Genomic DNA, 24,400 nt, shown 5'->3' on the forward strand with positions numbered 1-24,400 from the left:
GAGACGGTCTCGACCGACTACGACACCTCCGACCGCCTCTATTTCGAGCCGCTGACGGCCGAGGACGTGATCGAGATCGCCAAGCGCGAGCAGTCCAAGGGAACGCTCCTCGGCGTGATCGTGCAGTTCGGCGGGCAGACGCCCCTGAAGCTGGCCGACGCCTTGCAGCGCGCCGACGTGCCGATCCTGGGCACGCCGCCCGACGCCATCGATCTGGCCGAGGACCGGGAGCGTTTCCAGGCGCTGCTCTCCAAGCTCGACCTGAAGCAACCGGCCAACGGCACCTCCCGCTCCAAGGAGGAGGCCAAGAAGATCGCAGGGGAGATCGGCTATCCAGTGCTGCTGCGTCCCTCCTACGTGCTGGGCGGGCGCGCCATGGAAATCGTCAACGACGAGCTGGAGCTGGAGCGCTACATCGACACGGCGGTGAAGGTCTCCGGCAAGAACCCGGTGCTGGTCGACAGCTACCTGCGCGACGCCATCGAGGTCGACGTGGACGCGCTCTGCGACGGCGAGAAGGTCCATGTCGCCGGGATCATGGAGCACATCGAGGAAGCGGGCATCCACTCCGGCGATTCCGCCTGCTCGCTGCCGCCCTACACCCTGGGCGAGGAGGTCGTGGCCGAGATCGAGCGCCAGGCCGAGAAACTGGCGCTGGCGCTGGGCGTGGTCGGGCTGATGAACGTCCAGTTCGCCGTCGCCAACGGCGAGATCTACATCCTGGAGGTCAACCCGCGCGCCAGCCGCACCGTCCCCTTCGTCGCCAAGGCGACCGGCCTGCCGGTGGCCAAGATCGCCGCCCAGGTCATGGCCGGGGCGAAGCTCTCCGACTTCCAGCTGGAACGCGCGGAGAACGACCACGTCGCGGTCAAGGAGGCGGTCTTCCCCTTCGCGCGCTTCCCCGGCGTGGACGTGATCCTGGGCCCGGAGATGAAATCGACCGGAGAGGTCATGGGCCTGGACCACGACTTCGGCATCGCCTTCGCCAAGTCGCAGCTGGGGGCCGGCGTTGCGCTGCCGACTTCCGGCAAGGTCTTTCTCTCCGTGAAGGACGCCGACAAGGAAAAGGTGCTGGGCGCGGCCAAGGCCTTGATCGAGATGGACTTTTCTGTGGTCTGCACCGACGGCACCGCGGCCTATCTGCGCGAACAGGGGCTGGAGGTCGAGCGCGTCAACAAGGTGCGCGAGGGCCGGCCCCACATCGTCGACGCCATGAAGTCGGGGAAGATCGATCTGGTCTTCAACACCACCGAGGGCGCCAAGGCCATCGCCGACTCCTTCGATATCCGCCACACGGCGCTGGGGTCCGGCATCCCCTATTACACCACCGTCGCGGGCTGCAATGCCGCCGTGCAGGCGATTCGCGCGCTCAAGGGCGGACAGCTTGAAGTCGCGCCGCTTCAGTCTTACTTTGTTGGATCGTTCTGACGGAAGCTGCGACCGCTGGGCCGAATCCGGGCTGGCGGGCGTTTTCTTTTGAAAGCCCTACGCGAGACCAACCAAGAAGAGTGACGGATGAACGCCAAGGTACCCATGACCGCCAGCGGCTTCACGGCGCTGGAAGAAGAACTGAAGCACCTGCGCTCGGTCGAGCGCCCGGCCGTCATCAAGGCGATCGCGGCGGCGCGTGAGCACGGCGACCTCTCGGAGAACGCCGAGTACCACGCCGCGCGCGAGCGCCAGTCCTTCATCGAGGGCCGCGTGGCCGAGCTGGAGGACAAGATCTCCCGCGCGGAGGTCATCGACCCCTCCAAGCTGTCGGGCGACACGGTGAAGTTCGGCGCGACCGTCACCCTGGTGGACGAGGACACCGACGAGGAGTCCACCTACCAGCTGGTCGGCGAGGACGAGGCCGACGTCAAGCAAGGGCGCATCGCCATCACCTCGCCCATCGCCCGCGCAATCATCGGCAAGGCCGTGGGCGATTCGGTCGAGGTCGACACCCCGCGCGGCGCCAAGCAGTACGAAATCCTGAAGGTGGCCTTCGTCTAGAAAGTCTTCGAATCCGCTCAAGAAAAGGGCCGCTGCCTCTGCCGAGGCGCGGCCCTTTTTACTGTTACCTTTCCCTTAGTCCGCTTCGGGCGGATGGGTCGGGTCGACCGGCACGCCGGGGTCGTCCTTTGAGGTCTGGATGACCTGGATGGTGCGCACGGTGGAGACGTTGGGCGCGGAGGTGAGCTTCTGGGTCAGCTCGTTCTCGTGCGCGGTGTTGCGGGCGACGATCTTCAAGACGAAGTCGTCGGGCCCGCGCGCCATGTGGCACTCGCGCACCTCCGGCCAGTCGGCGACCAGCTTCTGAAAGGCGTTCAGCACCGTCTCGCTCTGCCCGGACAGCCCCACGAGCGCGAAGAAGACCACTTCGTAGCCCAGCGCCATGGGGTCGATGTCGGCGTGATAGCCCTTGATGAAGCCGCCCTCCTCCAGCGCGCGCACCCGGCGCAGGCAGGGCGGCGCCGAGATCCCGGCGCGGCGCGCCAGCTCGACGTTCGTGATGCGGCCGTCGTCCTGAAGGTCCTTCAGGATACGGAGGTCGATGCTGTCCAGCTTGTCGCGGCGCATGTTTTCAGAAGACTCCACGGGAAGGTTGGTTGGCGAAATAATATTGCGCGATCACTAACGACTGCAAGCCCGATCTGCAAGGGACTTTTTTGTTGCACAGAACCCGAGGGCCTGCCTCACTCCCCGCATGGCGCAAGCGAGCGAAAAAGGGCCGCGCTGCTGGGTTCTGAGCGACGGCGGGGCCGGCATGGAAAACCAGTGCCTGGGCCTGGCCGCGGCTTTGGGTCTGGAGCCGGAGGTCAAGCGGGTCCGGGTCCGCGCGCCCTGGCGCTGGCTGCCCGCGGCCTTTCAGCCTTTCGCGCTCTCCTCCCTGTCCCCCGCTGGCGACAGCCTGGAGCCGCCCTGGCCGGACATCCTGATCGCCTGCGGCAAGCAGGTGGCGGCGCCCGCCGCGGCGCTGCGCAGGGCGTCGGGCGGCAGCTGCTTCACGATCTACATCCAGAACCCTCAGCGCGCGCTTACCGGCTATGACGCGGTGATCGCCCCGATGCATGACGGGCTCGAAGGCGAGAACGTGATCGAAACGCTGGGCGGCCTTAACCGCATCACCAGCGAGCGGCTGGAAGAAGCGCGGGAGGCCGCGCCCGAGCGCCTTCAGACCCTGGAGCGGCCCCGCGTCGCCGTGATGATCGGCGGGCCCAGCAAGTCCCATCGGATGACGCCGGAGATCCTGAAGCCGCTGATCGGCGTCCTGCTGATGGCCACCGCCGTCAAGGGCGGCAGCCTGATGGTCACCACCTCGCGCCGCACGGGGCTGGCAAACCAGGAAGCGCTGGTCGAGGCCCTGGGCGGCCACGCCGGCGACCTCTACCTGGGCGAGGGGCCCAATCCCTACTTCGACTATCTGGCGCTGGCCGATCTGCTGGTCGTGACGTCGGACAGCGTCAACATGGTCTCGGAGGCCGCCGCCACCGGCAAGCCGGTCTACCTGCTGGCGCTGCCCGGCGGCACGCCGAAGTTCAACCGCTTCTACGAGGCGCTGATCGACTCGGGGCGCATCCGGGTCTTCGAGGGCGCGCTCGAGTCGTTTCACTACGTGCCGCTGCGCGAAACAGAACGCGTCGCCGGGCTTTTGAAAGAAATCCTGGTCGAACGGGGACTTATCCCCAAGTGAAGGCTCCCCTGGGCGCATGGCTGCCTCCCGCTTCCTTGCGGCTGCGGGCCCCGCTTTCTATCTTGGGACCCTGAAGCCTTATTCGGATAGGAAAGCCCCAGGAGTTCGCCGTCATGAGCCAGTCCGATCACAGCAAGGTCCTGATCCTCGGGTCCGGGCCCGCCGGCTACACCGCCGCGATCTACGCCGCGCGCGCCGCGCTGGAGCCGCGCCTCGTCTCCGGCCTGCAGCCGGGCGGCCAGCTTTCCATCACGACCGACGTCGAGAACTACCCCGGCTTCGCCGACGCCATCCAGGGGCCCTGGCTGATGGAGCAGATGCAGGCCCCGGCGGCCAACGTCGGGACCGAGATCATCAACGACACCATCCTGGAGGTCGACCTCTCCAAGCGTCCCTACAGCCTCAAGGGCGACAGCGGACGAACCTACACGACCGACGTGCTGATCATCGCTACCGGCGCCACGGCGCGTTGGCTGGGCCTGCCCAGCGAGGAGAAGTTCCGGGGCTTCGGCGTCTCGGCCTGCGCGACCTGCGACGGCTTCTTCTACCGCGAGCGCAAGGTCGCCGTGGTGGGCGGCGGCAACACCGCCGTGGAGGAGGCGCTCTTCCTGACCAACTTCGCGTCCAAGGTGACCCTGATCCACCGCCGCGACGAGCTGCGCGCCGAGAAGGTCATGCAGGACCGCCTCTTCAAGCACCCGAAGGTCGAGGTGATCTGGGACTCGGTGGTCGAGGAGGTCGTGGGCGGCCAGGATCCGTTGGGCGTGACCGGCGTGAAGATCAAGAACGTGAAGTCCAATCAGGTCTCCGAGATCGAGGCCGACGGCCTGTTCATCGCCATCGGCCACGACCCGGCGACCGGGCTCTTCAAGGATCAGCTCGAGATGGACTCCGAGGGCTACCTGATCACCAAGCCGGACTCCACGGAGACCAACCTGCCGGGCGTCTACGCCGCGGGCGACGTGAAGGACAAGGTCTACCGCCAGGCCGTCACCGCCGCCGGCATGGGCTGCATGGCCGCCCTGGAAGCCGAGCGCTACCTCGCCGAACTCGAGGTCGCCGAAGCCGCGGAGTAGTTGGTCGCGTCCCGGCTCAGCCGTTGCGCGCCTTTTCTCTCAGCACGAACTTCTGGATTTTGCCGGTCGAGGTCTTGGGCAGTTCGCCGAAGATGATGGTGCGCGGCACCTTGAAGCCCGCCATGTTGTCCTTCGCGAACTGGATCAGCTCCTCGGCCGTCGCCTCGGCGCCCGGGTGGAGCTCGATGAAGGCGCAAGGCGTCTCCCCCCACTTCTCGTCGGGCTTGGCGACCACCGCGGCGCCGGCCACCGCCGGATGCTTGAACAGCAGGTTCTCCACCTCGATGGAGGAGATGTTCTCCCCGCCGGAGATGATGATGTCCTTGGAGCGGTCCTTCAGCTCGATGTAGCCGTCGCCGTGAATGACACCCAGGTCGCCGGTATGGAACCAACCGCCCGAGAAGGCCTGGTCCGTGGCGCTCGGGTTCTTCAGGTAGCCCTTCATGGTGATGTTGCCGCGCATGAAGACCTCGCCGATGGTCTCGCCGTCGGGCGGCACCGGCTCCATGGTCTCCGGATCGGCCACCATGATCGCCTCCTGCACCGGATAGGTGACGCCCTGGCGCGCCTTCCTGGCCGCCTGCTCCTCCTTGGGAAGCGCACTCCAGCCCGGGTCCCACTCGCAGACCACCGCCGGGCCGTAGACCTCGGTCAGTCCATAGACGTGGGTCACCTCGATCCCCTCGTCCGCCATGCGCTGGAGGACGGAGGCGGGCGGCGGGGCGGCGGCCGTCATGAAGTTCACCTTCTGCGAAAAGGGCTTGCGATCGGCTTCCTTGGCGCCGCTCACCACCTGCATGACGATGGGCGCGCCGCACATGTGGGTGACGCCCTCCTTGGCGAAGGCCTCGTAGATCGCCCCGGCCTCGACCTTGCGCAGGCAGACATGGACCCCCGCCTTGGCGGTCACGGTCCAGGGGAAGCACCAGCCGTTGCAGTGGAACATCGGCAGGGTCCAGAGATAGACGGGAAAGGCCGGCAGCGACCAGACCATGGTGTTGCCGACAGCGTTCATGTAGGCGCCGCGATGGTGATAGACCACGCCCTTTGGATTGCCCGTGGTGCCGGAGGTGTAGTTGAGCGCGATGGCGTCCCACTCGTCTTCCGGCAGGGACCACTCGAAAGCGGGATCGCCCCCGGCCAGGAAGGCCTCATAGTCGCTCTCCCCCAGCCGTTCGCCGCCCGGGCCCTCGCTGTCGTCCACGTCGATCACGGGGATCTGCTGGTCCAACATCGCCAGCGCCTGCTTGACGGCCGGCGCGAACTCCGTGTCCGTGATCAGCAGCTTGGCCTCGCCATGCTGCAGGATGAAGGCGATGCTGGCGGCATCCAGCCGGTAGTTGAGCGCGTTCAGAACCGCACCGGTCATCGGCACGCCGTGGTGCGCCTCCACCATCTCCGGTGTGTTGGTCAGCATCACCGCGACCGTGTCGCCCTTGCCGATCCCGCGGGCAGCCAGCGCCGAGGCGAGCCTCAGCGAGCGCTCGTAGGTTTGAGCCCAGGTGTAACGGCGCGCGCCATGCGCCACCGAAGGCCGCTCGGGAAAGGTCGCCGCCGTGCGCCTGATGAAGCTCAGGGGCGAGAGGGGGACGTAGTTGGCCGGGTTCTTGTCGAGACCTGTATCATAGGGGCTGCTCATCGGAACGGCTCTCCTTGCCTGTTGGCGCTCTGGTCTGGGCCCTTCTTCTTAGGCACGGACGCAGGTCTCCCGCAAGAACTTGATCCATCTCAACGTCAGGGACTTTCGATATCGGCTATCCCCGCCTACAGTGTGCGCCAAAGCGCCATCCAGGCGCTGCTGAAGAATTTGAAGACCGGGAGGATGACTTCATGGCTGGCTACCGCGAGCTTCACCAGCGTTCGCTTGAGGACAAGGAGGCTTTCTGGGCCGAGGCGGCCGAGAAGATCCACTGGGACAAGAAGTGGGACAAGGTGCTGGACGACAGCAACCCGCCCTTCTACCGCTGGTTCACGGGCGGCAAGCTCAACACCTGCTACAACGCGCTGGACCGCCACGTCGAAGGCGGGCGCGCCGATCAGGCGGCGCTGATCTACGATTCCCCGGTCACCGGAAACAAGAAGACCTACAGCTACCGCGAGTTGCGCGACGAGGTCGCCAAACTGGCCGGGGCGCTCCAGGCCCTGGGTGTCGGCAAGGGCGACCGGGTCATCGTCTACATGCCCATGATCCCGGAAGCCGTCATGGCCATGCTGGCCTGCGCGCGCCTCGGCGCGGTTCATTCGGTCGTCTTCGGCGGCTTTGCCGCCAACGAGCTGGCGACCCGCATCGACGACGCCAAGCCCAAGGCGATGCTGGCCGCTTCCTGCGGCATCGAACCGGGCCGCGTGGTCGCCTACAAGCCCCTGCTGGACGGCGCCATCGAGCGCGCCACGCACAAGCCCGATCACTGCCTGATCCTGCAGCGCGACCAGGCCGAGGCCGAGTTGACGCCGGGCCGCGACCTGGACTGGGCGGAGACGGTCGCCAAGGCCGAGCCCGCGGACTGCGTTTCGGTCGAGGCGACCGATCCGCTCTATGTCCTCTACACCTCAGGCACCACCGGCCAGCCCAAGGGCATCGTGCGCGACAACGGCGGCCATGCGGTGGCGCTCTACTGGTCCATGAAGAACATCTACGACGTCAATCCGGGAGAGGTCTATTGGGCCGCCTCCGACGTCGGCTGGGTGGTCGGACACTCCTACATCGTCTATGCCCCGCTGCTGCACGGCAACACCACCATCGTCTATGAAGGCAAGCCGGTCGGAACCCCCGATGCAGGCGCTTTCTGGCGCATGATCGAAGAGCACGAGATCGTCACGCTCTTCACCGCGCCCACCGCCTTCCGCGCCATCCGCCAGCAGGACTCGGAGGGCGAGGAGCTGAAGAAGTACGACCTCTCGCACTTCCGCTCCCTCTTCCTGGCGGGCGAGCGCTGCGACCCCGACACGCTGTTCTGGGCGCAGGAGAAGCTCAAGGTGCCGGTGATCGACCACTGGTGGCAGACCGAGACCGGCTGGTCCATCGCGGCCAACCCCATGGGGATCGAGCCCCTGCCGGTGAAGCCCGGCTCGCCGACCCTGGCCGCGCCCGGCTGGGACCTGCGGGTTCTGGACGGCGAGGGGCGCGAGGTCTCTGCCGGCACCATCGGGGCCATCGTCGCCAAGCTGCCCATGCCGCCGGGCACCTTCCCGACCCTTTGGGGCGCGGAGGACCGCTACCGGCAGGCCTATCTGGCCGACTACCCCGGCTACTACAAGACGGGCGATGCGGGTTACATCGACGAGGACGGCTACGTCTATGTCATGGCCCGCACCGACGACATCATCAACGTCGCGGGCCACCGTCTCTCGACCGGCGGGATGGAGGAAGTCCTGGCCGCCCATCCCGATGTCGCCGAGTGCGCCGTGATCGGTGTCGCCGACCAGTTGAAGGGCCAGTTGCCGCTGGGGTTCGTGGTGCTCAACGCGGGCTGCAAGCGCGACGCCAAGGAGATCCAGGGCGAACTGGTGAAGATGGTGCGCGATCAGATAGGCCCGGTGGCCGCCTTCAAGAACGTCACCGTGGTCAAGCGGCTGCCCAAGACGCGCTCGGGCAAGATCCTGCGCGCCACCATGCGCTCCATCGCCGATTCCGAGGACTTCAAGGTTCCCGCGACCATCGACGACCCCGCCATCCTGGAGGAGATCGCAGAGGCCCTGGGCGCCCTCGGCTACGCCAAGCCCAAGGGCTGAGCGCTCAAGCCCTTGAACGGAATCCTCTACCAGCTGGCGGCGGCTAGGCGCCCCGCCTGGATCGAGCCCTGCCTCGACAGCGCCAGGGCCTGGGCCGCCGGGGAAGGGCTGAGCTACCGCCTCTATGGCGATGAGGCCTTCGCCGCCCTGCCCGGCGATCTGGTCGCCAAGTGCGGGGGGCGGCTCCAGATGGTGGCCGATCTGGCGCGTCTGGCGATCGCGCGCCGTCTGCTGGAAGAGGAAGGCTGGGACCGGGCGGTCTACGCCGACGCTGACTTTCTGATCTGGGACCACGCGGCCTTCGCCCTGAGGCAGATGCCCTGCGACCGGGGCGCGGCCTTCGGGCAGGAGTACTGGGTCACCCGCGACGGCCCCCGCCTGAAGCTCCACCGCAACGTCCACAACGCCTTCATGATCTTCGAGAAGGGCGGCAGCGTGCTGCCCTTCTACGAGGAGACGGCGCGCCACCTGCTGGCCCGCGTCGAAGGCGGGGTGCCGCCGCAGTTCCTGGGCCCGAAGCTGCTGACTGCGCTCCAGGGGCCGGCCGCCTTTTCTCTGCTGCCGCAGGCAGGCGCGCTGAGCCCGGATGTGATCGCCGACCTGCTGGGCGAGAGCGACGGGCGGGCGTTGCGCCACATGAAGGGCGCGCTGCCCCGGCCCCTCGGCGGGGCCAACCTCTGCGCCTCGCTGCTGGGAGAGGAACAGGCCGGACGGCTGGTGGATAGGCTCCTGACGCGCAGCGCTTGAAGCCCCTCGCGCCGCATGGCAGCTTGGCGCGAAAGCCCCGGAACAAGCGAAAAAGAAAAAGGAGTTCGCCATGCGTCTTCAAGGAAAGGTGGCCGTCATCACCGGCGCCGCGGCGGGAATCGGCAAGGCCTGCGCCAAGCGTTTCGCCGAGGAGGGCGCGAAGGTCGTGCTGGCCGACGTCCAGGAGACCCGCGGAGAGGAGGCCGCCGAAGAGATCCAGGCCGCCGGCGGGGAGGCGCTTTTCGTTTCCTGCGATGTCGGCGACAAGGCCCAGGTGGAAGCGCTGATGGACAAGGCCGAGGCGGCCTTTGGACAGATCGACTGCTGCATCCCCAACGCCGGGATCGTGCATGCCTGCGATTTCCTGGACCTGAGCGAAGAGGACTTCGACCGGGTGCTCCGCGTCAACCTCAAGGGCGTCTTCCTGACCGCCCAGGCCGCCGCCAAGCGCATGGTGGCCAAGGGCGTGAAGGGCACGATCATCAACATGTCCTCGGTCAATCAGGTCATGGCGATCCCGGCCATCACCTCCTACGTGACCGCCAAGGGCGGCGTCGGCCAGTTGACCAAGGTCATGTCGCTGGCGCTGGCGGACAAGGGCATCCGGGTCAACGCCATCGGGCCGGGCTCAATCCGCACGGAAGTCTTCGAGCAGGTCGCGAACGATCCGGAAAAGCTGCGCGGCATCCTTTCGCGCACGCCCATGGGGCGCGTCGGCGAGCCCAAGGAGATCGCAAGCGTGGCGGTGTTCCTGGCGAGCGAGGATTCGAGCTACATCACCGGGCAGACCATCTTCCCGGACGGCGGGCGCATGGCGCTGAACTACACCGTGCCCGTGAAGGACCAGTGAAGCAGCCGCTAGGCTTGGGATTTAGATTCTGAGCCCGGCGCGGGTGAGCAGATCCGTCCGCGCCGGGAGTCAAAAAAACCGCTTCAGGCTTCTACCTGCAAGCGGCTCAACGTTTCCTTGATGTGAAGCTTCTTCTTTTTGAGTTCGTGCAATCTGATGTCGTCTGGGTGGGGGCGTTGGTTTTCTTGGTCTATCTCCTGCTCCAGGCTTGCATGCTTGGTGCGGAGGGCTTCCAGGTGTTCTGGATTGATCATATCCAACCTCCCTTCAGTAAAATCACCTACCATTTGCACTTGGTATGCTACGCCTCTATCTGCAAGCTGGAAAGATGGTGACTGTGCGCTGCGACAAGGACCGTTAGGCCATGACCGATAAACAACGCATGATCGTGGGGATCTCCGGGGCCAGCGGCGTAATCTATGGCGTCCGGCTCTTAGAGATACTGCGCGATCTGCCCGTTGAGACCCACCTGGTGATGAGCCGTTCGGCAGAGTTGACCCTGGCGTACGAAACCGACCTAAAGGTGAGTCACGTCCAGGAACTGGCCGATGTTATCCACAAGGTCGAAGACATGGGCGCGGCGATTTCCAGCGGTTCCTTCAAGACCTCCGGCATGGTGATCGCGCCCTGTTCGGTGCGCTCGCTGGCCGAGATCGCCTCCGGCGTCACCTCGAACCTGCTGACCCGCGCCGCCGACGTGGTCCTGAAGGAGCGGCGGCGCCTCGTTCTGATGGTGCGCGAGACGCCCTTTCATACGGGCCACCTGAAGAACATGCTGGCTGTCTCGGAGATGGGCGGGATCATCGCCCCGCCGGTGCCAGCCTTCTACGCGCGTCCCAAGGATCTGGACGCCATGGTCGACCACAGCCTGGGGCGCGTCCTGGACCTCTTCGGGCTGGAGAGCGGGCGCGTCGGGCGCTGGGGCGACGACCAGAAGCGCCGGCCCGACTAGACCCCGCTCCCAAAAACCGCCTTCAGGAAAGCCTGCGTCTCATGCGCTCCCTGCCCCGTCGCCTCGAAAAACACGCTTAGGTTCTCCCCGGCCAATTCTTGCGCCCCGGCCTCCTCCCCGGCGGCGGTCAGCGGAAGCAGGCGATTCAAGCGGTCTTGCTGGAGCCGCTCGGCCGCCAGTTCCTGGCGCTTTACCTGGGCTCTGAGCGCCGCCACTCCCGGCTCGGGTTCAAGCGGCTTCAGATGGCGCCGGACCTGGCGGAGCGGCCGCACCACCGAGCGCCGCCACTCCTCCGATTCGGCCTCGAGCGCGCGGGCCTCCGCTTGGCTCAGAGGGTGGCCGCAGACCGCCGCCCAGCAGCAGAACAGCAAGAGGTTCACATCTTGCCCGCCCTCGTCCTGCAGCTTCAGGGCCGCCTCGGCGGCGCCGGGGCGGGCGTAGACCTTCAGCGAGAAGTCCCAGAAGGGATTGGCGCTTGTTTTCTCAGCCTTTTCCACCGACAAAGCGGACTCCTAAGTAACTGGGCCCTGGGCTATAATCACGGACATGAACGACGATACGCCCCAAGACATGGAAGACCAGCAGACCGAGGCGATCAAGGCGCGTCTCTCGGTGCTGGAGAGCGAGCATCGCGACCTCGACGACGTGATCGCGCGCCTGACCGAGAGTTCGGTCATCGACCAGTTGCAGCTGCGCCGTCTGAAAAAGCGCAAACTCCAGCTCAAGGATCAGATCACGCGCCTGCACGCGCAGATACTGCCGGACATCATCGCGTGAGGCCCGAAGGGCAAAAAGCGGGCAAGCGAACCTTGCCTCGCCGGGCCCTTTTCCCAATAATCGCGCTCCCACCCGCCAGGGGTGACGCCGAGACAAGGGACCTATCATGAGCGATCAGAGCGTGGACGTCGGGATCATCATGGGAAGCCAGTCCGACTGGGAGACCATGCGCCATGCCGCCGAGACCCTCGAAGCCTTGGGCGTCGCCCACGAAACCCGCATCGTCTCCGCGCACCGCACGCCCGACCGCCTGACGGACTACGCCAAGTCCGCGCGCGATCGCGGGTTGAAGGTGATCATCGCGGGCGCCGGGGGTGCGGCGCACCTGCCCGGGATGACCGCGGCCATGACGCCGCTTCCGGTCTTTGGCGTGCCGGTCGAGTCAAAGGCCCTGAAGGGCATGGACTCCCTGCTCTCCATCGTACAGATGCCGGGCGGCGTGCCGGTGGGGACGCTGGCGATCGGCAAGCCGGGCGCCATCAACGCCGCGCTGCTCGCGGCCTCCGTCGTGGCGCTCGGGAACAGCGCGGTCGCCAAGGCGCTGGACGAGTGGCGCGCGCGCCAGACCGCCGCCGTCGCGCAAGAACCGAACGGCGAAAGCTGACGCCGATGGGGGGACGGGGGACATCATGGTGAAGAAGAAGGACGCGCTTCCGCCGGGATCGGTGATCGGCATCCTGGGCGGCGGTCAGCTTGGCCGCATGGCCGCCCTCGCCGCCGCGCGGCTCGGCTACCGCTGTCACATCTACTGCCCGGACACCGACTCGCCGGGCAGTCAGGTCACCAGCCTCACCACCGTCGCCGCCTACGAGGACGAAGAGGCCCTCACCCGCTTCGCCGAGTCGGTCGACGTGGTCACCTTCGAGTTCGAGAACGTACCCGCCAGGACCGCGGAAATCCTCGAGCGCCATAAACCTGTCCGCCCGGGGCCGAAGGTCCTGCACATCTGCCAGAACCGGCTGCGGGAAAAGGACTTCTGTGTCGCCAACAAGGTCGGAACGACGCGCTACGCGGAAGTTTCCGGGCCGGACAACCTGGCGCGCACCCTGCGCGAGTTCAGCAAGCCGGCGGTCCTGAAGACCACCGAGTTCGGCTATGACGGCAAAGGTCAGGTGCTGATCCAGAACGACAAGGATCCGGCCGAGGCCTGGGCCGAGATGTCCGGCGGCAAGAAGGACGTGCAGGGCATCCTGGAAGGCTTCGTGGACTTCGACCTGGAAATCTCCGTGATCGTCGCACGGACGCCGGACGGCGCCATGCAGAGCTATCCGCCGGTCGAAAACCAGCACCGGAACCACATTCTCGATCAGACCATCGCACCGGCCCGCATCTCACCGCAGATCGCCGAGCGCGCGGAGATGATCGCCAAGCGGCTGACCGAGGCGATGGACGTGGTCGGCCTGCTCGCGATCGAGATGTTCGTCACCACCACGGGCGAGGTGCTGGTCAACGAAATGGCGCCGCGCCCCCACAACTCCGGCCACTGGACCATGGACGCCTGCGTCACCTCGCAGTTCGAGCAGTTCGTGCGCGCTGTCGCGGGCCTGCCGCTGGGCTCGGTCGAGCGCAGCTCCAACGCGGTCATGAAGAATCTGATCGGCGACGACGTGAAGCAGTGGCACAAGATCCTCCAGGACCCCGCCGCCCGGCTCCACCTTTACGGCAAGGCCGAAGCGCGCCCGGGCCGCAAGATGGGCCACGTCAACAGGCTGTTTCCCAAGGAATAGACGGAATCTGGGCGGCAAGCGTCCCATCCTTCGAGACGACGCTGGCGCGCCTCCTCAGGATGAGGGGGAAACCCACGCTCCAACCTCATCCTGAGGAGGTCCCGAAGGGACCGTCTCGAAGGATGAGCCGCCACCAAGGCGACCGGTCTTTAGCGCATGGGGCGTAGGCGGCGGCGCCCGGGCCGCAGACCGCCTTCGAACAGGCGGTCGGGCAGGTCGAGAAGCTGCTTCATGCCCTTGCCCAGCTTGCCGCCGATCTTCAGCACCTCGTCGATGCGCCGCTCCAGGAAATCCCAGGTCTTCTGGTTTCCTTCGCTTTGATCGTCGAGCCAGACGAGCAGGGTCGAGGAATAGACGCCCGAGAGCAGGAGGCGCTTGGTGTAGAAGTTGTAGTCCGTGGAACGGTCGCCCGCGGCCAGCCACATGGCGTCCACCGTGCGGTAGAGCAGCTTCGTGGCGAGGCCCGCGTTCTGCGGCATGGCGAGGAAGGCGAGCGCCTTGCGGATCGCCTCTCGCTCGCCCGCGTTCTGCTCCAACCGCAGTCGCACGGCAGCGGAGATGCGCTCACGCACCTTCATGTCCTCCAGGCCCATCTCGGCAAGGCCCGTCAACATGCGGCGGTCGGCCTCCTCGCTATGAAAGGCGATCGCCTCCGCCGGGCCGCCGGGAAAGAGGTTGAGCGCCTCGGCCTTGTCCATTCCGGCCGACTCCGCCCCAGCCATCAGCGCGCGCTGGGTCCAGCCGTCGAAGGGCACTTGCGGCAGAACGGCCTCCAGAAGCGCGCGGCGGCGCGCCCTCAGGGCCTCATCGGGATTTTCCTTGCGGTGTGGGCTCATGCCTGCAATATGGCGCGCATTCGCCTTGCTTTCCAGGGGGTTTGCGGATTTCGCCAGCCTTCCGAAAGGGCGAGATTCCGGGCCGAATCCCCTTCACAAGGGACTCCGCTTGTGATAACAACGCCCATCCTTGGTGCCGGAGATCGGCGCCAGGGCCCGTTTTTTGCTTAAACGCGGGCCTTTAGAGTGAAATCGTCCAGCTGAAAAGCTGAGCCGGAAGGAGTGTGACACTACCGTGCACGTAACTGTTCGCGACAATAACGTCGATCAGGCCCTGCGCGCGCTGAAGAAAAAGATGCAGCGCGAGGGCATTTTCCGCGAGATGAAGCTTCGTCGTAACTACGAGAAGCCCTCTGAGAAGAAGAAGCGTGAGCGCGCCGAGGCCGTTCGCCGCCACCGCAAGCTTATGCGCAAGCGCATGGAGCGCGAGGGCTTCTAAGGGGCTGTTCTTCCGGCATTTCCCGGAAGACTCGAGACCACGACCGACCCGCCGGGCAGCTTGCTTCGGCGGGTTTTGTCGTGTCTGGAGCGGGAAGCCGGAGGACGGCGCCCGCTCTACTGCACCTTCTTGAGGATTTCCTTGGCCAGCGCGGCGATCTCCTTGGCCGCCTTGCCGCTGGGCTGAACCTCGCCCACGGCGCGGCCCTCGGAAAGCGCCGAGGCGAAGACCACGCGGTTGCCGATGCGCGTGCGGGCGACGCTGGCGCCCAGTTTCTTCATCTCCGCCAGCATCTCGCCGGTCAGGTTGGCGCGCGGCGGGACCCGGTTCAGGACCATCAGGACAGGGGACTTCTCGTCCGCCGCCATCTCCAGCGTCGGGCGGGTCGCCCAGACGTCCATCGGCGAAGGCTGCACCGGCACCACCACAAGGTCGGCGGCGCGCACGGCCACGCGGGCTTCGGTCTCCATGTGCGGCGGGCTGTCGATCAGCACGATGTCATGGTCGCGCGCCAGCTTCTCGACCTCGTTCTTGGTGCGCCAGCCCTTCACCTGATTGACCAGAACGCCCGCGCCCGCGTCGCCGAAGCGCTCTTCGCGCATGCGGTACCACATGGTCAGCGACTGCTGGGGGTCGATGTCCACCACCGCGACCTTCTTCTTGGCGGCGGTCAGGGCAATGGCGAGGTGGGCTGCGATCGTGGTCTTTCCGGCGCCGCCCTTCTGCTGGGCGACCGTGATAACTTTGGCGCTCATGGGCCAAGGGTCCTTTGCTGCTCGGCTTGTTGCACTGCAACATATAGTGATACATGGGCTGATAGCGGACTTCAAGCGCACTCCGCCGATTAGCAAGGCGGCGGCATTTCTGATAAGCAGGATGGAATCCCAATCCTGGAGACAAAGTCAGCGAATGACCGAAAAACCCCTTCCCAAGCCCCTCCCCGCCAACCCGGAGACCATCAAGGAAGCCGCCCAGCTGCTGGCCGAGGGAAAGCTCGCCGCCTTTCCCACTGAGACCGTCTATGGCCTGGGCGCGGACGCGCGCAGCGACGAAGCGGTCGCCGCGATCTTCGCCGCCAAGCAGCGGCCCAGCTTCAACCCCCTGATCGCGCACTTCGCGGAAGTCGAGGCGGCGCAGCGGGAAGTGCTGTTTGATCACCGCGCGGAGAAGCTCGCCGAAGCCTTCTGGCCCGGCCCCTTGACCCTGGTGCTGCCGCGCCGGGCCGACTGCGGTATCTCGCTGCTCTGCAGCGCGGGACTGGCGAGCCAGGCCGTGCGCCTGCCAAGCCATCCCGTTGCGCGCGCGCTGCTGAAGGAGACCGGCTTTCCCCTGGCCGCGCCCAGCGCCAACGCCTCCGGCCGCCTCAGCCCGACCCAGGCAGAGCACGTCTCGGAGAGCCTGGGCGCCAGCGTCGCCATGATCCTGGACGGCGGTCCCTGTCAGGTGGGCCTGGAGTCCACCGTCGTGGAGCTGTTGGAGGAGGAGGCGCACCTGCTGCGCCCCGGCGCGGTCACGCTGGCCGACCTGGAGCGCGTGATCGGTCCGATGAAGGCGCGCATCAAGGGCCCCGTCACCGCCCCTGGCATGCTGGAGAGCCACTATGCGCCCAAGGCGCCTCTACGGCTGAACGCGACGGAGCTTGCCCCCGGCGAGGCCCTGCTGGCCTTCGGGCCCGATCCCCTGCCCGGCGCAACGGTCACCGAGAACCTGAGCGAGAGCGGCGACCTGCTGGAAGCGGCGGCGCACCTCTTCGCCGCCCTGCATCGCTTGGACCGCGAAGCCGAAGGCGGGATCGCCGTCATGCCGATCCCCGCCGAGGGCCTGGGGCTGGCCATCAACGACCGTCTGGCGCGCGCCGCGGCCCCGCGCCCAAGCCCTGAGGGCGAGGCCGACCCGGAATAACTTGTCAGACAAATTTTGGGCGCTACACTCCTTGCCGTCATGACAGAAAAACCCGACAGAAAAGAACGGCTCGATCGCTTCAAGGCCGCGGCCAGCGACCTGCTGGGCGAGAAGTTCGTGATCGCCGATCCGGACGGCAAATCCCATTACGAGAAGGAGTGGCGCGGGCGCTACCAGCCGAAGTGCGCCTTCGTGCTGCGTCCCGGCAGCACCGAGGAGGTCTCCAAGATCCTGGCGTTGGCCAATGAATACGAAGTGCCGGTCATTCCGCAGGGCGGCAACACCGGTCTGGTGGCCGGCGGCGTTCCCTTCGAAGGCGGCGACGAAGTGATCCTCAGCCTTGGCCGCATGAACAAGATCCGCGACCTGGATCCGGACAACTTCACCATGACGGTGGAAGCGGGCTGCGTGCTGCAAAACCTCCAGGAAGCCGCCGAGGAAGCCGACCGCCTGTTCCCCTTGAGCCTGGGCGCGGAAGGCACCTGCCAGATCGGCGGCAATCTCTCGACCAACGCCGGCGGGATCCACGTCATCCGCTATGGCAACACCCGCGACCTCGTCCTGGGGCTGGAGGTCGTGCTGGCCGACGGGCGCATCTGGAACGGGCTGCGCGGTCTGCGCAAGGACAACACCGGCTACGACATGAAGCACCTCTTCATCGGTGGCGAGGGCACGCTGGGCGTGATCACCGCCGCCGTCCTGAAGCTCTTCCCGCAGCCGCGGGAGACCGCCGTGGCCTTCGTCGCGGTGCCGAGCCCGGAGGCCGCGCTGACGCTGCTGGGGCGCATGCGCGCGGGCACCGGCGATGCGGTAAAGGCCTTCGAGCTGATCCCGCGTCAGGCGCTGGACTTCGCCTTGGAGTACGTGGAGGGCGTGAAGGACCCGCTGGAGAGCCCGTCCGACTGGTACGTCCTGACCGAGATCACCTCGGGCAAGAAGGATTCAGGCATCGGCGAGGCGATGGAGGAGATCCTGGCCGCGGCCTTCGAGGAGGAGATCGTCACCGACGCCACCATCGCCGCGAGCGAGGGGCAGGCCAAGGAGCTTTGGTACATCCGGGAGGCGATCGTCGAGGCGCAGATTCCAGCGGGCGGCTCCATCAAGCATGACGTCTCCGTGCCGGTCTCCTCGGTCCCGGCCTTCCTGAAGGAAGGTCTGGCGCTGGTCGAGAAACTGGTGCCCGGCATCCGCCCTGTCGCCTTCGGCCACATGGGCGACGGCAACATCCACTTCAATCTGACCCAGCCCGAAGGCGCCGACCGCGACGCCTACCTGGCCCGCTGGGACGAGGTGAACGACGCCGTCCACGACCTGGTGGTCAAGCGCTTCGGCGGCTCGATCTCCGCAGAACACGGCCTGGGCCGCATGAAGGTGGAGGAGAACGAGCGCTTCAAGTCCGAGATCGAGATCGGGATGATGCGCGACCTGAAGAAGCTCTTCGATCCCAAGGGCATCCTCAACCCCGGCAAGGTGGTGAGGATCCCGGAGTAACGGATCCCGCCCCGCCGGCCCCGCGCTCACTCAGGCGTGATATCTTGTGTCTTTTCCAGCGTGGCCGCCGGGCACATCTTTTCCAGTGAGCGGGGCGGCGATTCCCTGACCGCCCCGGACCCAAGAAGGGAGAGACAAGACATGCGCGCTTTCCGCATCTACTTCTTCAGCCTGCTGGCCGCCGGGCTCCTGGCCGCCGGCGCCAGCCTCCTGCAACCCTCCGCCGCCCAGGCCGCCGATCCGGTCTACACCGGAACCTTCAGCAGCCTCGCCGTCGACGGCCACGATCCGGTCGCCTACTTCACCATGGGCAAGCCCGTCGAGGGCAGCGCCGACTACGAATACGAATGGAACGGCGCCACCTGGCGTTTCGCCAGCCAGGAGAACCTGGAGAGCTTCAAGGCCGACCCCGAGAAGTTCGCACCCCAGTATGGCGGCTACTGCGCCTGGGCGGTCTCCCAGGGCTATACCGCCTCGGCCGATCCGGACGCCTGGAAGATCGTGGACGGCAAGCTCTACCTCAACTACAGCAAGGACGTTCAGCAGCGCTGGAGCGAGGACATTCCCGGCAACATCGCCAAGGCTGACGGCAACTGGCCGAAAGTGATCGAGTAGGAACGCCCGCGCACCCTCAACAAAGACGCAATCGACAAATACAAAGCCGCCCGGAGCAAGACCCTGCTCCGGGCGGCTTTTTCATTGAACGCCGGACGGAGTCCGCTACTCGGCATCCTAATCCTCTTACACAATACGGTGGCTCACGACCTGTTCCTCTCCCTGCTGACGCTCGGCCTCGTAGCGCGCCCGCTCGGCCCTCCGGTTTTCCAAGGTTCTCCTTAGAACTCTCGAAGTTCCAAGATAGAGGAGAAGGCCCCAAGCGACCAGCCCCCGCATTTCCTAAAGGGGCGACACGCTTGACCCGGATCAGGTTGACCTATAGGTAAACCTGCTGAGACGAGACCGCCGAACGCTAGGAAAAGAGCCTAAGAGATGACCGATTACGCCGCCCCTCTCGCCGACATGCGCTTTGCTCTCAACGAGCTTGCGGGCCTGAAAGACATCGCGGGCCTGCCCGGTTACGAGGAAGCGACTCCAGATCTTGTGGATGCGGTGCTGGAGGAGGCGAACAAGCTGGCCTCCGAAGTGATCGCCCCGTTGAACCACAGCGGAGACAAGGAGAAGGCCGTTTACGAGAACGGCGCGGTGCGCACCCCGAAAGGCTTCGCCGAGGCCTATGGGCAGTTCGTTGAGGGCGGCTGGAACGCGCTACCCTTCGATCCCGACTATGGCGGTCAGGGTCTGCCCTGGACCCTGGGCTCGGCGCTGGCGGAAATGTGGAACAGCGCGAACATGGCCTTTGCGCTCTGCCCGCTTCTGACCCAGGGCGCGGTGGAACTGCTCCAGGCCCACGGCAGCGAGGAGCAGAAGGACAGCTACCTGCCGCGCCTGATCTCCGGCGAGTGGACCGGGACCATGAACCTGACCGAACCGCAGGCCGGCACCGACGTCGGCGCGGTCAAGACGCGCGCCAAGCCGAACGGCGACCACTACCTGATCACCGGGCAGAAGATCTACATCACCTACGGCGAGCACGACTTCACCGACAACATCATCCACATGGTGCTGGCGCGCACGCCCGGAGCGCCCGCCGGGTCCAAGGGCATCAGCCTTTTCATCGTGCCGAAGTTCCTGCCCAAGGAAGACGGCACGCCCGGCACGCGCAACGACCTGCGCTGCGTCTCCATCGAGCACAAGCTGGGCATCAACGGCTCCCCAACCTGCGTCATGGCCTACGGCGATTCCGGGGGCGCGGTCGGTTATCTGATCGGCGAGGAAAACCGGGGCATGGAGTACATGTTCACCATGATGAACAACGCCCGCCTGACCGTGGGGCTCCAGGGCGTCGCCATCGCCGAGCGCGCCTACCAGCAGGCGCTGCACTACGCGCGTGACCGCGTGCAGTCGGCTGAGATCGGCTCGCGCGGCGACGCGGTCGCCATCATCCGCCATCCCGACGTGCGGCGCATGCTGATGACCATGAAGAGCCAGACCGAGGCGGCGCGCGCGCTCGCCTACGTCGCCGCGGGAGAGATGGACCGCGCGCGGCGCGACCCGGACGAGGCGGCGCGTCAGAGCCACCAGATCGACGGCATCGACCTCCTGACCCCCATCGTCAAGGCCTGGAGCACCGATCTGGGGGTCGAGATCGCCTCCCTTGGCGTGCAGGTCCATGGCGGCATGGGCTTCATCGAGGAGACCGGGGCCGCCCAGCACCTGCGCGATGCCCGCATCACGCCGATCTACGAAGGCACGAACGGTGTCCAGGCGCTCGACCTCGTGGGCCGCAAGATCCTGCGCTACAAGGGCGAGACCGCCCAGCGCGTGATCGCCCGCATGGAAGAAGAGCTTCAAGGTCTGACCGCCTCCACCCGCGTCAAGATGATCGCGAGCGCCGTGGGGGCGGGCGTGGAGAACCTGAAGCAGGCGACCGGCTGGCTGGTCGAGGCAGGGGGCAAGGACATGAAGCTGGCCGCCGCGGCCTCCTCCCCCTATCTGCGGCTCTTCGGCACGGTCGCCGGGGGCTGGCAGATGGCGCGCGCCGCCGAGCGGGCGGAGACACTGCTGGCCGAGGGCGAAGGCGATACGGCCTTCCTGGAGGCCAAGATCAAGTCCGCGCTCTTCTACGCCGACAACGTCCTGCCCCAGGCCATCGGCCTGATGACCGCGGCGACCCGCGGGGCGGAAACCCTACAGATGATCGAAGACGCCGACTTCTAGTCGCTCAGGGTCTTGATCGCGTCTCGGGCGAGCTTGTCGGCCCGCTCGTTCTCGGCGTGACCGGCGTGGCCCTTCACCCAGTGCCACTCGATATCGTGGCGCTTCGCCACTTCATCCAGCCGCAGCCACAGGTCCTGATTCTTGACCGGCTTCTTGCCCGCGGTCTTCCAGCCCTTGGCCCGCCAGGCATGGATCCACTTGGTGATGCCGTCGCGCAGGTAGGTGGAATCGCTTGTCAGATCGACCTTCGACGGCCGCTTCAAGGCTTCCAGCGCGGCGATGGCCGCCATCAGCTCCATGCGGTTGTTGGTGGTCGCGGCCTCCGCGCCCGATAGTTCCCTCTCCACCCCGCGCCAGCGCAGGACAGCCCCCCAGCCGCCCGGCCCGGGATTGCCGCTGCAAGCGCCGTCGGTGAAGATTTCAACGCGCTGCTCAGCCGAGGTCATGCATCCAGCCCATAGGCGCCGGGGCCGCGCACCTCCTGATGAAAGCGCAGCTTGCGGCAGTACTCGGTCGGGTCCTTGGGCGTCACCAGCGCGCCTTCGGGATGGTTCAGCAGGTCGTAGAGGCGCGTCAGCAGGAACCGAATCGCGCTGCCGCGCGCCAGGACCGGCAGAGCCTCCAGTTCCTCACGCTCCAGCGGGCGGTGCTCCCGGTAGGCCTGGAGCAACTGGCGCGCCTTGGTGGCGTTGAAGGAGGTGTCCGGCTCGAAGCACCAGGCGTTGAGGCAGATCGCCAGTTCATAGGCAAAGAAGTCATTGCAGGCGAAGTAGAAGTCGATGATGCCGGACAGCTCGTCCCCGACGAAGAAGACGTTGTCCGGAAAGGCGTCGGCGTGGATCACGCCTTCGGGCAGATGCTTCGGCCAGTTCGCCTCCAGGAAGTCCAGCTCCCGATCGAGCGCCTCGCTGAGGCCGGGCTCCACCGTGTCGGCGCGCGTCCGGCAGGACTCGAAGAGCGGGCGCCAGCCCGCCACGGAGAGGTTGTTCGCGCGGCGCATACCAAAGCTCTGCCCCGCCTTGTGGAACTCGGCCAGCGCCGCGCCCAGCCGGTTGCAGTGCCAGGGATGGATGCGCTTGGGCCAGAGCCCCTCCAGGTAGGAGATGATGGCCGCAGGCCGCCCGCAGAGTTCGCGCAGAGCCTCGCCGTCCTTGCCCTTGATCGGCACCGGACAGGAAAAACCCTGGCCGGAGAGATGCTCCATCAGCCCCAGGAAAAAGGGCAGGTCCTCGCGGTGCACGCGCTTCTCATAGAGCGTCAGGATGTAACTCCCCTCCTCGGTGTGCAGCAGGTAGTTGGAGTTCTCCACGCCTTCGGCGATGCCCTTCAGCGAGAGCATCCGCCCCAGGTCGTACTGGGTCAGGAAGTCCTGCAGGTCCTCGTCGGATACCTCGGTGTAGACGGCCATGAGCTTCCCGGATCCCGCCCTTCTCGAATCTAGCCGCTCTGGGCCGCGGCTTCGCTCAGCGCGCGCGGCAGCTTGAAGTGGACGTCCTCCTGCGCAACGTCGCGCATCTCCAGGGCGACCTCGTAGCGCTGGCGGAAGGCCTCCACCACCTCCTCCACCAGCACCTCGGGCGCCGAGGCGCCGGCGGTGATGCCGAGGCGGGCGATGCCTTCGAGCGCCGGCCAGTCGATGTCGCTGGCGCGCTGCACCAGGAAGGCGCGGGAACAGCCGGTCTTCTCGGCGACCTCGACCAGGCGGCGCGAGTTCGAGGAGTTGGGCGCGCCCACCACCAGCAGGGCGTCGCAGTCGCCCGCGATCGCCTTGACCGCCTGCTGGCGGTTGGTGGTGGCATAGCAGATGTCTTCCTTGCGCGGCGCGGCGATCCCCGGGAACCGCTCGCGCAGGGCCGCCACGATCTCCGCCGTGTCGTCCACCGACAGGGTGGTCTGGGTGGCGAAGGCCAGCGGCCGGTCGCTGGGAATGTCCAGGGTGACGGCGTCCTCGACCGTCTCGATCAGGGTGATGGCGCCTTCCGGCAACTGGCCCATCGTGCCGACCACTTCCGGGTGACCTTCATGGCCGATCAGAAGGATGTGGCTGCCGTTCTTGTGATGGCGCTCCGCCTCGCGATGGACCTTGCTGACCAGCGGGCAGGTCGCGTCCAGATAGATCATCTTGCGGCGCTCGGCTTCCTCGGGCACGGACTTGGGAACGCCGTGCGCGGAGAAGACCACCGGCAGGTCCGGCGGGACCTCGTCCAGTTCCTTCACGAAGACCGCGCCCTTTGCCTCCAGCGATTCCACCACGAAGCGGTTGTGCACGATCTCGTGGCGCACGTAGACCGGCGCGCCATAGACCTGGAGCGCGCGCTCCACGATCTCGATGGCGCGGTCGACCCCCGCGCAGAAGCCGCGCGGCCCGGCGAGCAGTATTTTCAGAGGGGGTTTGGCGATCATCCCATCCAACCTTCGGTCGTCGCTTGTCCTTGAACCCGGCCTTCCATAAAGTGTCGGGAAATGCGGCGCCGCGGCAAGGCCGGACGCTCCATTCAAGAACCGCCCGGACAGTAAACCAGCCTGGGCCTGGAAGGAAGACGTGAAGATGACGAAGCCGGTCCCCGCCCGCAAAGGCCCCTACAAGGCGCAGGTCGAGGAGGGCAAGAAGTACTTCTGGTGCGCCTGTGGCCGTTCGGCCTCGCAGCCTTTCTGTGACGGCTCCCACGACGGCAGCGGCATCACGCCCCTGGCCTATAGGGCTGAAAAGAGCGGCGATGTCTGGTTCTGCGGCTGTAAGTCCAGCGGCGACAAACCGCTGTGCGACGGCACCCATTCGACGCTTTAGACACCCGCCAACCATGAAGGATCACCTTCCGTGATGCAGCGACCCGCCTCTTTCGCCTCTCTCGCCGCCCCGCTCTCGCTAGCGGCCCTGCTGCTGCTCGGCGCTTGCTCCTCGACGCAGGAAGCCTCGTCGGTCCGTCTGGTCTGCCCGGCGCTCAGGATCATCACCGGCGCCGATGAGATGACCACCTACCGCGGCAGCGGGCGCGACCTGACCGACGTGGACTTCACCGTCGCCATGACCGACGCCAGCTTCGACTGCATCGCCAACGAGGATGCCGTCGAAGGGGAGATCCAGGTACTGTTCGACGTGCGGCGCGGCCCAGCCAACGAGACCAATCAGGCGCCCTTCAACTACTTCGTGGCGGTGGCGAACAGCGAACAGCAGATCCTGGCGCGCGAAGCCTTCGACGTTGTCGTGCCCTTTGGCGAGAACCGGGGACGGGTTACCTTCGCCGAGGTGATCGGGCCGCAGATTCCCCTGCCCGCACCGGAAGCGGGCGGCAACTACACCATCTTCCTGGGCCTGGAAATCTCCCGCGAACAGCTGGACGACAACCTGAGCGGGCTGCAGTAGGCGCTCAGCCTGATTGACTCCCGCCTGCCTCTGGTTAGACTCTCGTCTTGTCCGGG

27 protein-coding genes are annotated in these 24,400 nt (G+C 66.4%); 18 read left to right on the plus strand and 9 right to left on the minus strand.

Translation table 11 applies throughout. The annotated features are described in order from the left end of the window. Positions 1–1,428 (plus strand): carbamoyl-phosphate synthase large subunit (gene carB / locus P8X75_07365; GenBank protein ID MEJ1995020.1); only part of this gene is annotated, 1,428 nt, incomplete at its 5' end. 87 nt (positions 1,429–1,515) lie between these two features. Then, a complete protein-coding gene (gene greA, locus P8X75_07370; protein ID MEJ1995021.1) occupies positions 1,516–1,992 on the plus strand; it encodes a transcription elongation factor GreA in 477 nt (158 codons plus the stop codon). A 75-nt stretch (positions 1,993–2,067) separates the two neighbouring features. Here the strand turns inward: greA and P8X75_07375 are convergent, their stop codons facing one another. After that, positions 2,068–2,559, minus strand: coding sequence for an Lrp/AsnC family transcriptional regulator (locus tag P8X75_07375; GenBank protein ID MEJ1995022.1), 492 nt, complete (start codon positions 2,557–2,559; stop codon positions 2,068–2,070). Between the two features lie 127 nt (positions 2,560–2,686). Here P8X75_07375 and P8X75_07380 point away from each other — a divergent pair, with 127 nt between their 5' ends. Continuing rightward, positions 2,687–3,673 (plus strand): mitochondrial fission ELM1 family protein, encoded by a 987-nt coding sequence (locus P8X75_07380; GenBank protein MEJ1995023.1) that lies wholly within the window; start codon positions 2,687–2,689, stop codon positions 3,671–3,673. Between the two features lie 113 nt (positions 3,674–3,786). After that, a complete protein-coding gene (trxB, locus tag P8X75_07385) occupies positions 3,787–4,749 on the plus strand; it encodes a thioredoxin-disulfide reductase (GenBank protein MEJ1995024.1) in 963 nt (320 codons plus the stop codon). 16 nt (positions 4,750–4,765) lie between these two features. Here the strand turns inward: trxB and P8X75_07390 are convergent, their stop codons facing one another. Further along, positions 4,766–6,388 (minus strand): acyl-CoA synthetase, encoded by a 1,623-nt coding sequence (locus tag P8X75_07390; GenBank protein MEJ1995025.1) that lies wholly within the window; start codon positions 6,386–6,388, stop codon positions 4,766–4,768. A gap of 110 nt (positions 6,389–6,498) precedes the next feature. Here P8X75_07390 and P8X75_07395 point away from each other — a divergent pair, with 110 nt between their 5' ends. The 3 genes from P8X75_07395 (at position 6,499) to P8X75_07405 (ending at position 10,078) form a co-directional block, all read left to right on the plus strand. Next, positions 6,499–8,481, plus strand: coding sequence for a propionyl-CoA synthetase (locus P8X75_07395; protein ID MEJ1995026.1), 1,983 nt, complete (start codon positions 6,499–6,501; stop codon positions 8,479–8,481). Between the two features lie 12 nt (positions 8,482–8,493). Continuing rightward, the gene (locus P8X75_07400) at positions 8,494–9,228 is read left to right on the plus strand and encodes a hypothetical protein (protein ID MEJ1995027.1); all 735 of its coding nucleotides are present in this window, start codon (positions 8,494–8,496) and stop codon (positions 9,226–9,228) included. A gap of 70 nt (positions 9,229–9,298) precedes the next feature. Continuing rightward, positions 9,299–10,078, plus strand: coding sequence for a glucose 1-dehydrogenase (locus tag P8X75_07405; protein MEJ1995028.1), 780 nt, complete (start codon positions 9,299–9,301; stop codon positions 10,076–10,078). Between the two features lie 83 nt (positions 10,079–10,161). Here the strand turns inward: P8X75_07405 and P8X75_07410 are convergent, their stop codons facing one another. Beyond that, on the minus strand, positions 10,162–10,332 hold the full coding sequence (locus P8X75_07410; protein MEJ1995029.1) for a YdcH family protein: 171 nt from the start codon (positions 10,330–10,332) through the stop codon (positions 10,162–10,164). 110 nt (positions 10,333–10,442) lie between these two features. On the opposite strand from P8X75_07410, the gene P8X75_07415 reads away from it, so the two are divergent. After that, complete coding sequence (locus P8X75_07415; GenBank protein ID MEJ1995030.1) at positions 10,443–11,030, plus strand: UbiX family flavin prenyltransferase; 588 nt, start codon at positions 10,443–10,445, stop codon at positions 11,028–11,030. Here the strand turns inward: P8X75_07415 and P8X75_07420 are convergent. Beyond that, the gene (locus tag P8X75_07420; protein MEJ1995031.1) at positions 11,027–11,527 is read right to left on the minus strand and encodes a TIGR02444 family protein; all 501 of its coding nucleotides are present in this window, start codon (positions 11,525–11,527) and stop codon (positions 11,027–11,029) included. The two genes, P8X75_07415 and P8X75_07420, sit on opposite strands and share 4 nt — an antisense overlap. Before the next feature lie 73 nt (positions 11,528–11,600). Between P8X75_07420 and P8X75_07425 the strand changes: the two genes are divergently transcribed. The 3 genes from P8X75_07425 to P8X75_07435 all read left to right on the plus strand — a co-directional run bounded on the left by P8X75_07425 (position 11,601) and on the right by P8X75_07435 (position 13,534). Continuing rightward, on the plus strand, positions 11,601–11,807 hold the full coding sequence (locus P8X75_07425; protein ID MEJ1995032.1) for a DUF465 domain-containing protein: 207 nt from the start codon (positions 11,601–11,603) through the stop codon (positions 11,805–11,807). A gap of 106 nt (positions 11,808–11,913) precedes the next feature. After that, on the plus strand, positions 11,914–12,411 hold the full coding sequence (purE, locus tag P8X75_07430; protein ID MEJ1995033.1) for a 5-(carboxyamino)imidazole ribonucleotide mutase: 498 nt from the start codon (positions 11,914–11,916) through the stop codon (positions 12,409–12,411). A gap of 25 nt (positions 12,412–12,436) precedes the next feature. Further along, positions 12,437–13,534, plus strand: a complete 1,098-nt coding sequence (locus P8X75_07435; GenBank protein MEJ1995034.1) for a 5-(carboxyamino)imidazole ribonucleotide synthase — start codon at positions 12,437–12,439, stop codon at positions 13,532–13,534. Between the two features lie 149 nt (positions 13,535–13,683). Here P8X75_07435 and P8X75_07440 read toward each other — a convergent pair whose 3' ends face one another. After that, the gene (locus P8X75_07440) at positions 13,684–14,370 is read right to left on the minus strand and encodes a COQ9 family protein (protein ID MEJ1995035.1); all 687 of its coding nucleotides are present in this window, start codon (positions 14,368–14,370) and stop codon (positions 13,684–13,686) included. 235 nt (positions 14,371–14,605) lie between these two features. On the opposite strand from P8X75_07440, the gene rpsU reads away from it, so the two are divergent. Continuing rightward, positions 14,606–14,809, plus strand: coding sequence for a 30S ribosomal protein S21 (rpsU, locus tag P8X75_07445; protein MEJ1995036.1), 204 nt, complete (start codon positions 14,606–14,608; stop codon positions 14,807–14,809). Positions 14,810–14,925: 116 nt separating this feature from the next. Here the strand turns inward: rpsU and parA are convergent, their stop codons facing one another. Continuing rightward, on the minus strand, positions 14,926–15,564 hold the full coding sequence (parA, locus tag P8X75_07450) for a ParA family partition ATPase (protein ID MEJ1995037.1): 639 nt from the start codon (positions 15,562–15,564) through the stop codon (positions 14,926–14,928). A 154-nt stretch (positions 15,565–15,718) separates the two neighbouring features. Between parA and P8X75_07455 the strand changes: the two genes are divergently transcribed. The 4 genes from P8X75_07455 (at position 15,719) to P8X75_07470 (ending at position 20,980) form a co-directional block, all read left to right on the plus strand. Continuing rightward, positions 15,719–16,711 carry an L-threonylcarbamoyladenylate synthase gene (locus P8X75_07455; GenBank protein MEJ1995038.1) on the plus strand — a complete coding sequence of 331 codons (993 nt, stop codon included), beginning with the start codon at positions 15,719–15,721 and terminating at the stop codon, positions 16,709–16,711. Positions 16,712–16,750: 39 nt separating this feature from the next. Continuing rightward, positions 16,751–18,202 (plus strand): FAD-binding oxidoreductase, encoded by a 1,452-nt coding sequence (locus tag P8X75_07460; GenBank protein MEJ1995039.1) that lies wholly within the window; start codon positions 16,751–16,753, stop codon positions 18,200–18,202. A 141-nt stretch (positions 18,203–18,343) separates the two neighbouring features. Further along, a complete protein-coding gene (locus P8X75_07465) occupies positions 18,344–18,817 on the plus strand; it encodes a YHS domain-containing (seleno)protein (protein MEJ1995040.1) in 474 nt (157 codons plus the stop codon). Between the two features lie 375 nt (positions 18,818–19,192). Next, positions 19,193–20,980, plus strand: a complete 1,788-nt coding sequence (locus P8X75_07470) for an acyl-CoA dehydrogenase (GenBank protein ID MEJ1995041.1) — start codon at positions 19,193–19,195, stop codon at positions 20,978–20,980. On the opposite strand, the gene rnhA is transcribed toward P8X75_07470, so the two are convergent. The 3 genes from rnhA to ispH are packed head-to-tail and all read right to left on the minus strand — an operon-like array spanning position 20,977 to position 23,383. Continuing rightward, entirely contained in the window at positions 20,977–21,426 is a 450-nt protein-coding gene (gene rnhA / locus P8X75_07475; protein MEJ1995042.1) for a ribonuclease HI, read from the minus strand. The two genes, P8X75_07470 and rnhA, sit on opposite strands and share 4 nt — an antisense overlap. Beyond that, positions 21,423–22,388 carry a homoserine kinase gene (locus tag P8X75_07480; GenBank protein ID MEJ1995043.1) on the minus strand — a complete coding sequence of 322 codons (966 nt, stop codon included), beginning with the start codon at positions 22,386–22,388 and terminating at the stop codon, positions 21,423–21,425. Before P8X75_07480 ends, rnhA begins: the two co-directional genes overlap by 4 nt. 29 nt (positions 22,389–22,417) lie before the next feature. Further along, positions 22,418–23,383, minus strand: coding sequence for a 4-hydroxy-3-methylbut-2-enyl diphosphate reductase (gene ispH, locus P8X75_07485; GenBank protein ID MEJ1995044.1), 966 nt, complete (start codon positions 23,381–23,383; stop codon positions 22,418–22,420). Positions 23,384–23,528: 145 nt separating this feature from the next. Between ispH and P8X75_07490 the strand changes: the two genes are divergently transcribed. Continuing rightward, positions 23,529–23,768 carry a CDGSH iron-sulfur domain-containing protein gene (locus P8X75_07490; GenBank protein MEJ1995045.1) on the plus strand — a complete coding sequence of 80 codons (240 nt, stop codon included), beginning with the start codon at positions 23,529–23,531 and terminating at the stop codon, positions 23,766–23,768. Between the two features lie 30 nt (positions 23,769–23,798). Then, complete coding sequence (locus P8X75_07495) at positions 23,799–24,344, plus strand: hypothetical protein (protein MEJ1995046.1); 546 nt, start codon at positions 23,799–23,801, stop codon at positions 24,342–24,344. The last annotated feature ends 56 nt before the right edge of the window (positions 24,345–24,400 follow it).

The sequence above is a fragment of the Limibacillus sp. genome (genome assembly GCA_037379885.1).
Lineage (GTDB): Bacteria > Pseudomonadota > Alphaproteobacteria > Kiloniellales > CECT-8803 > JARRJC01.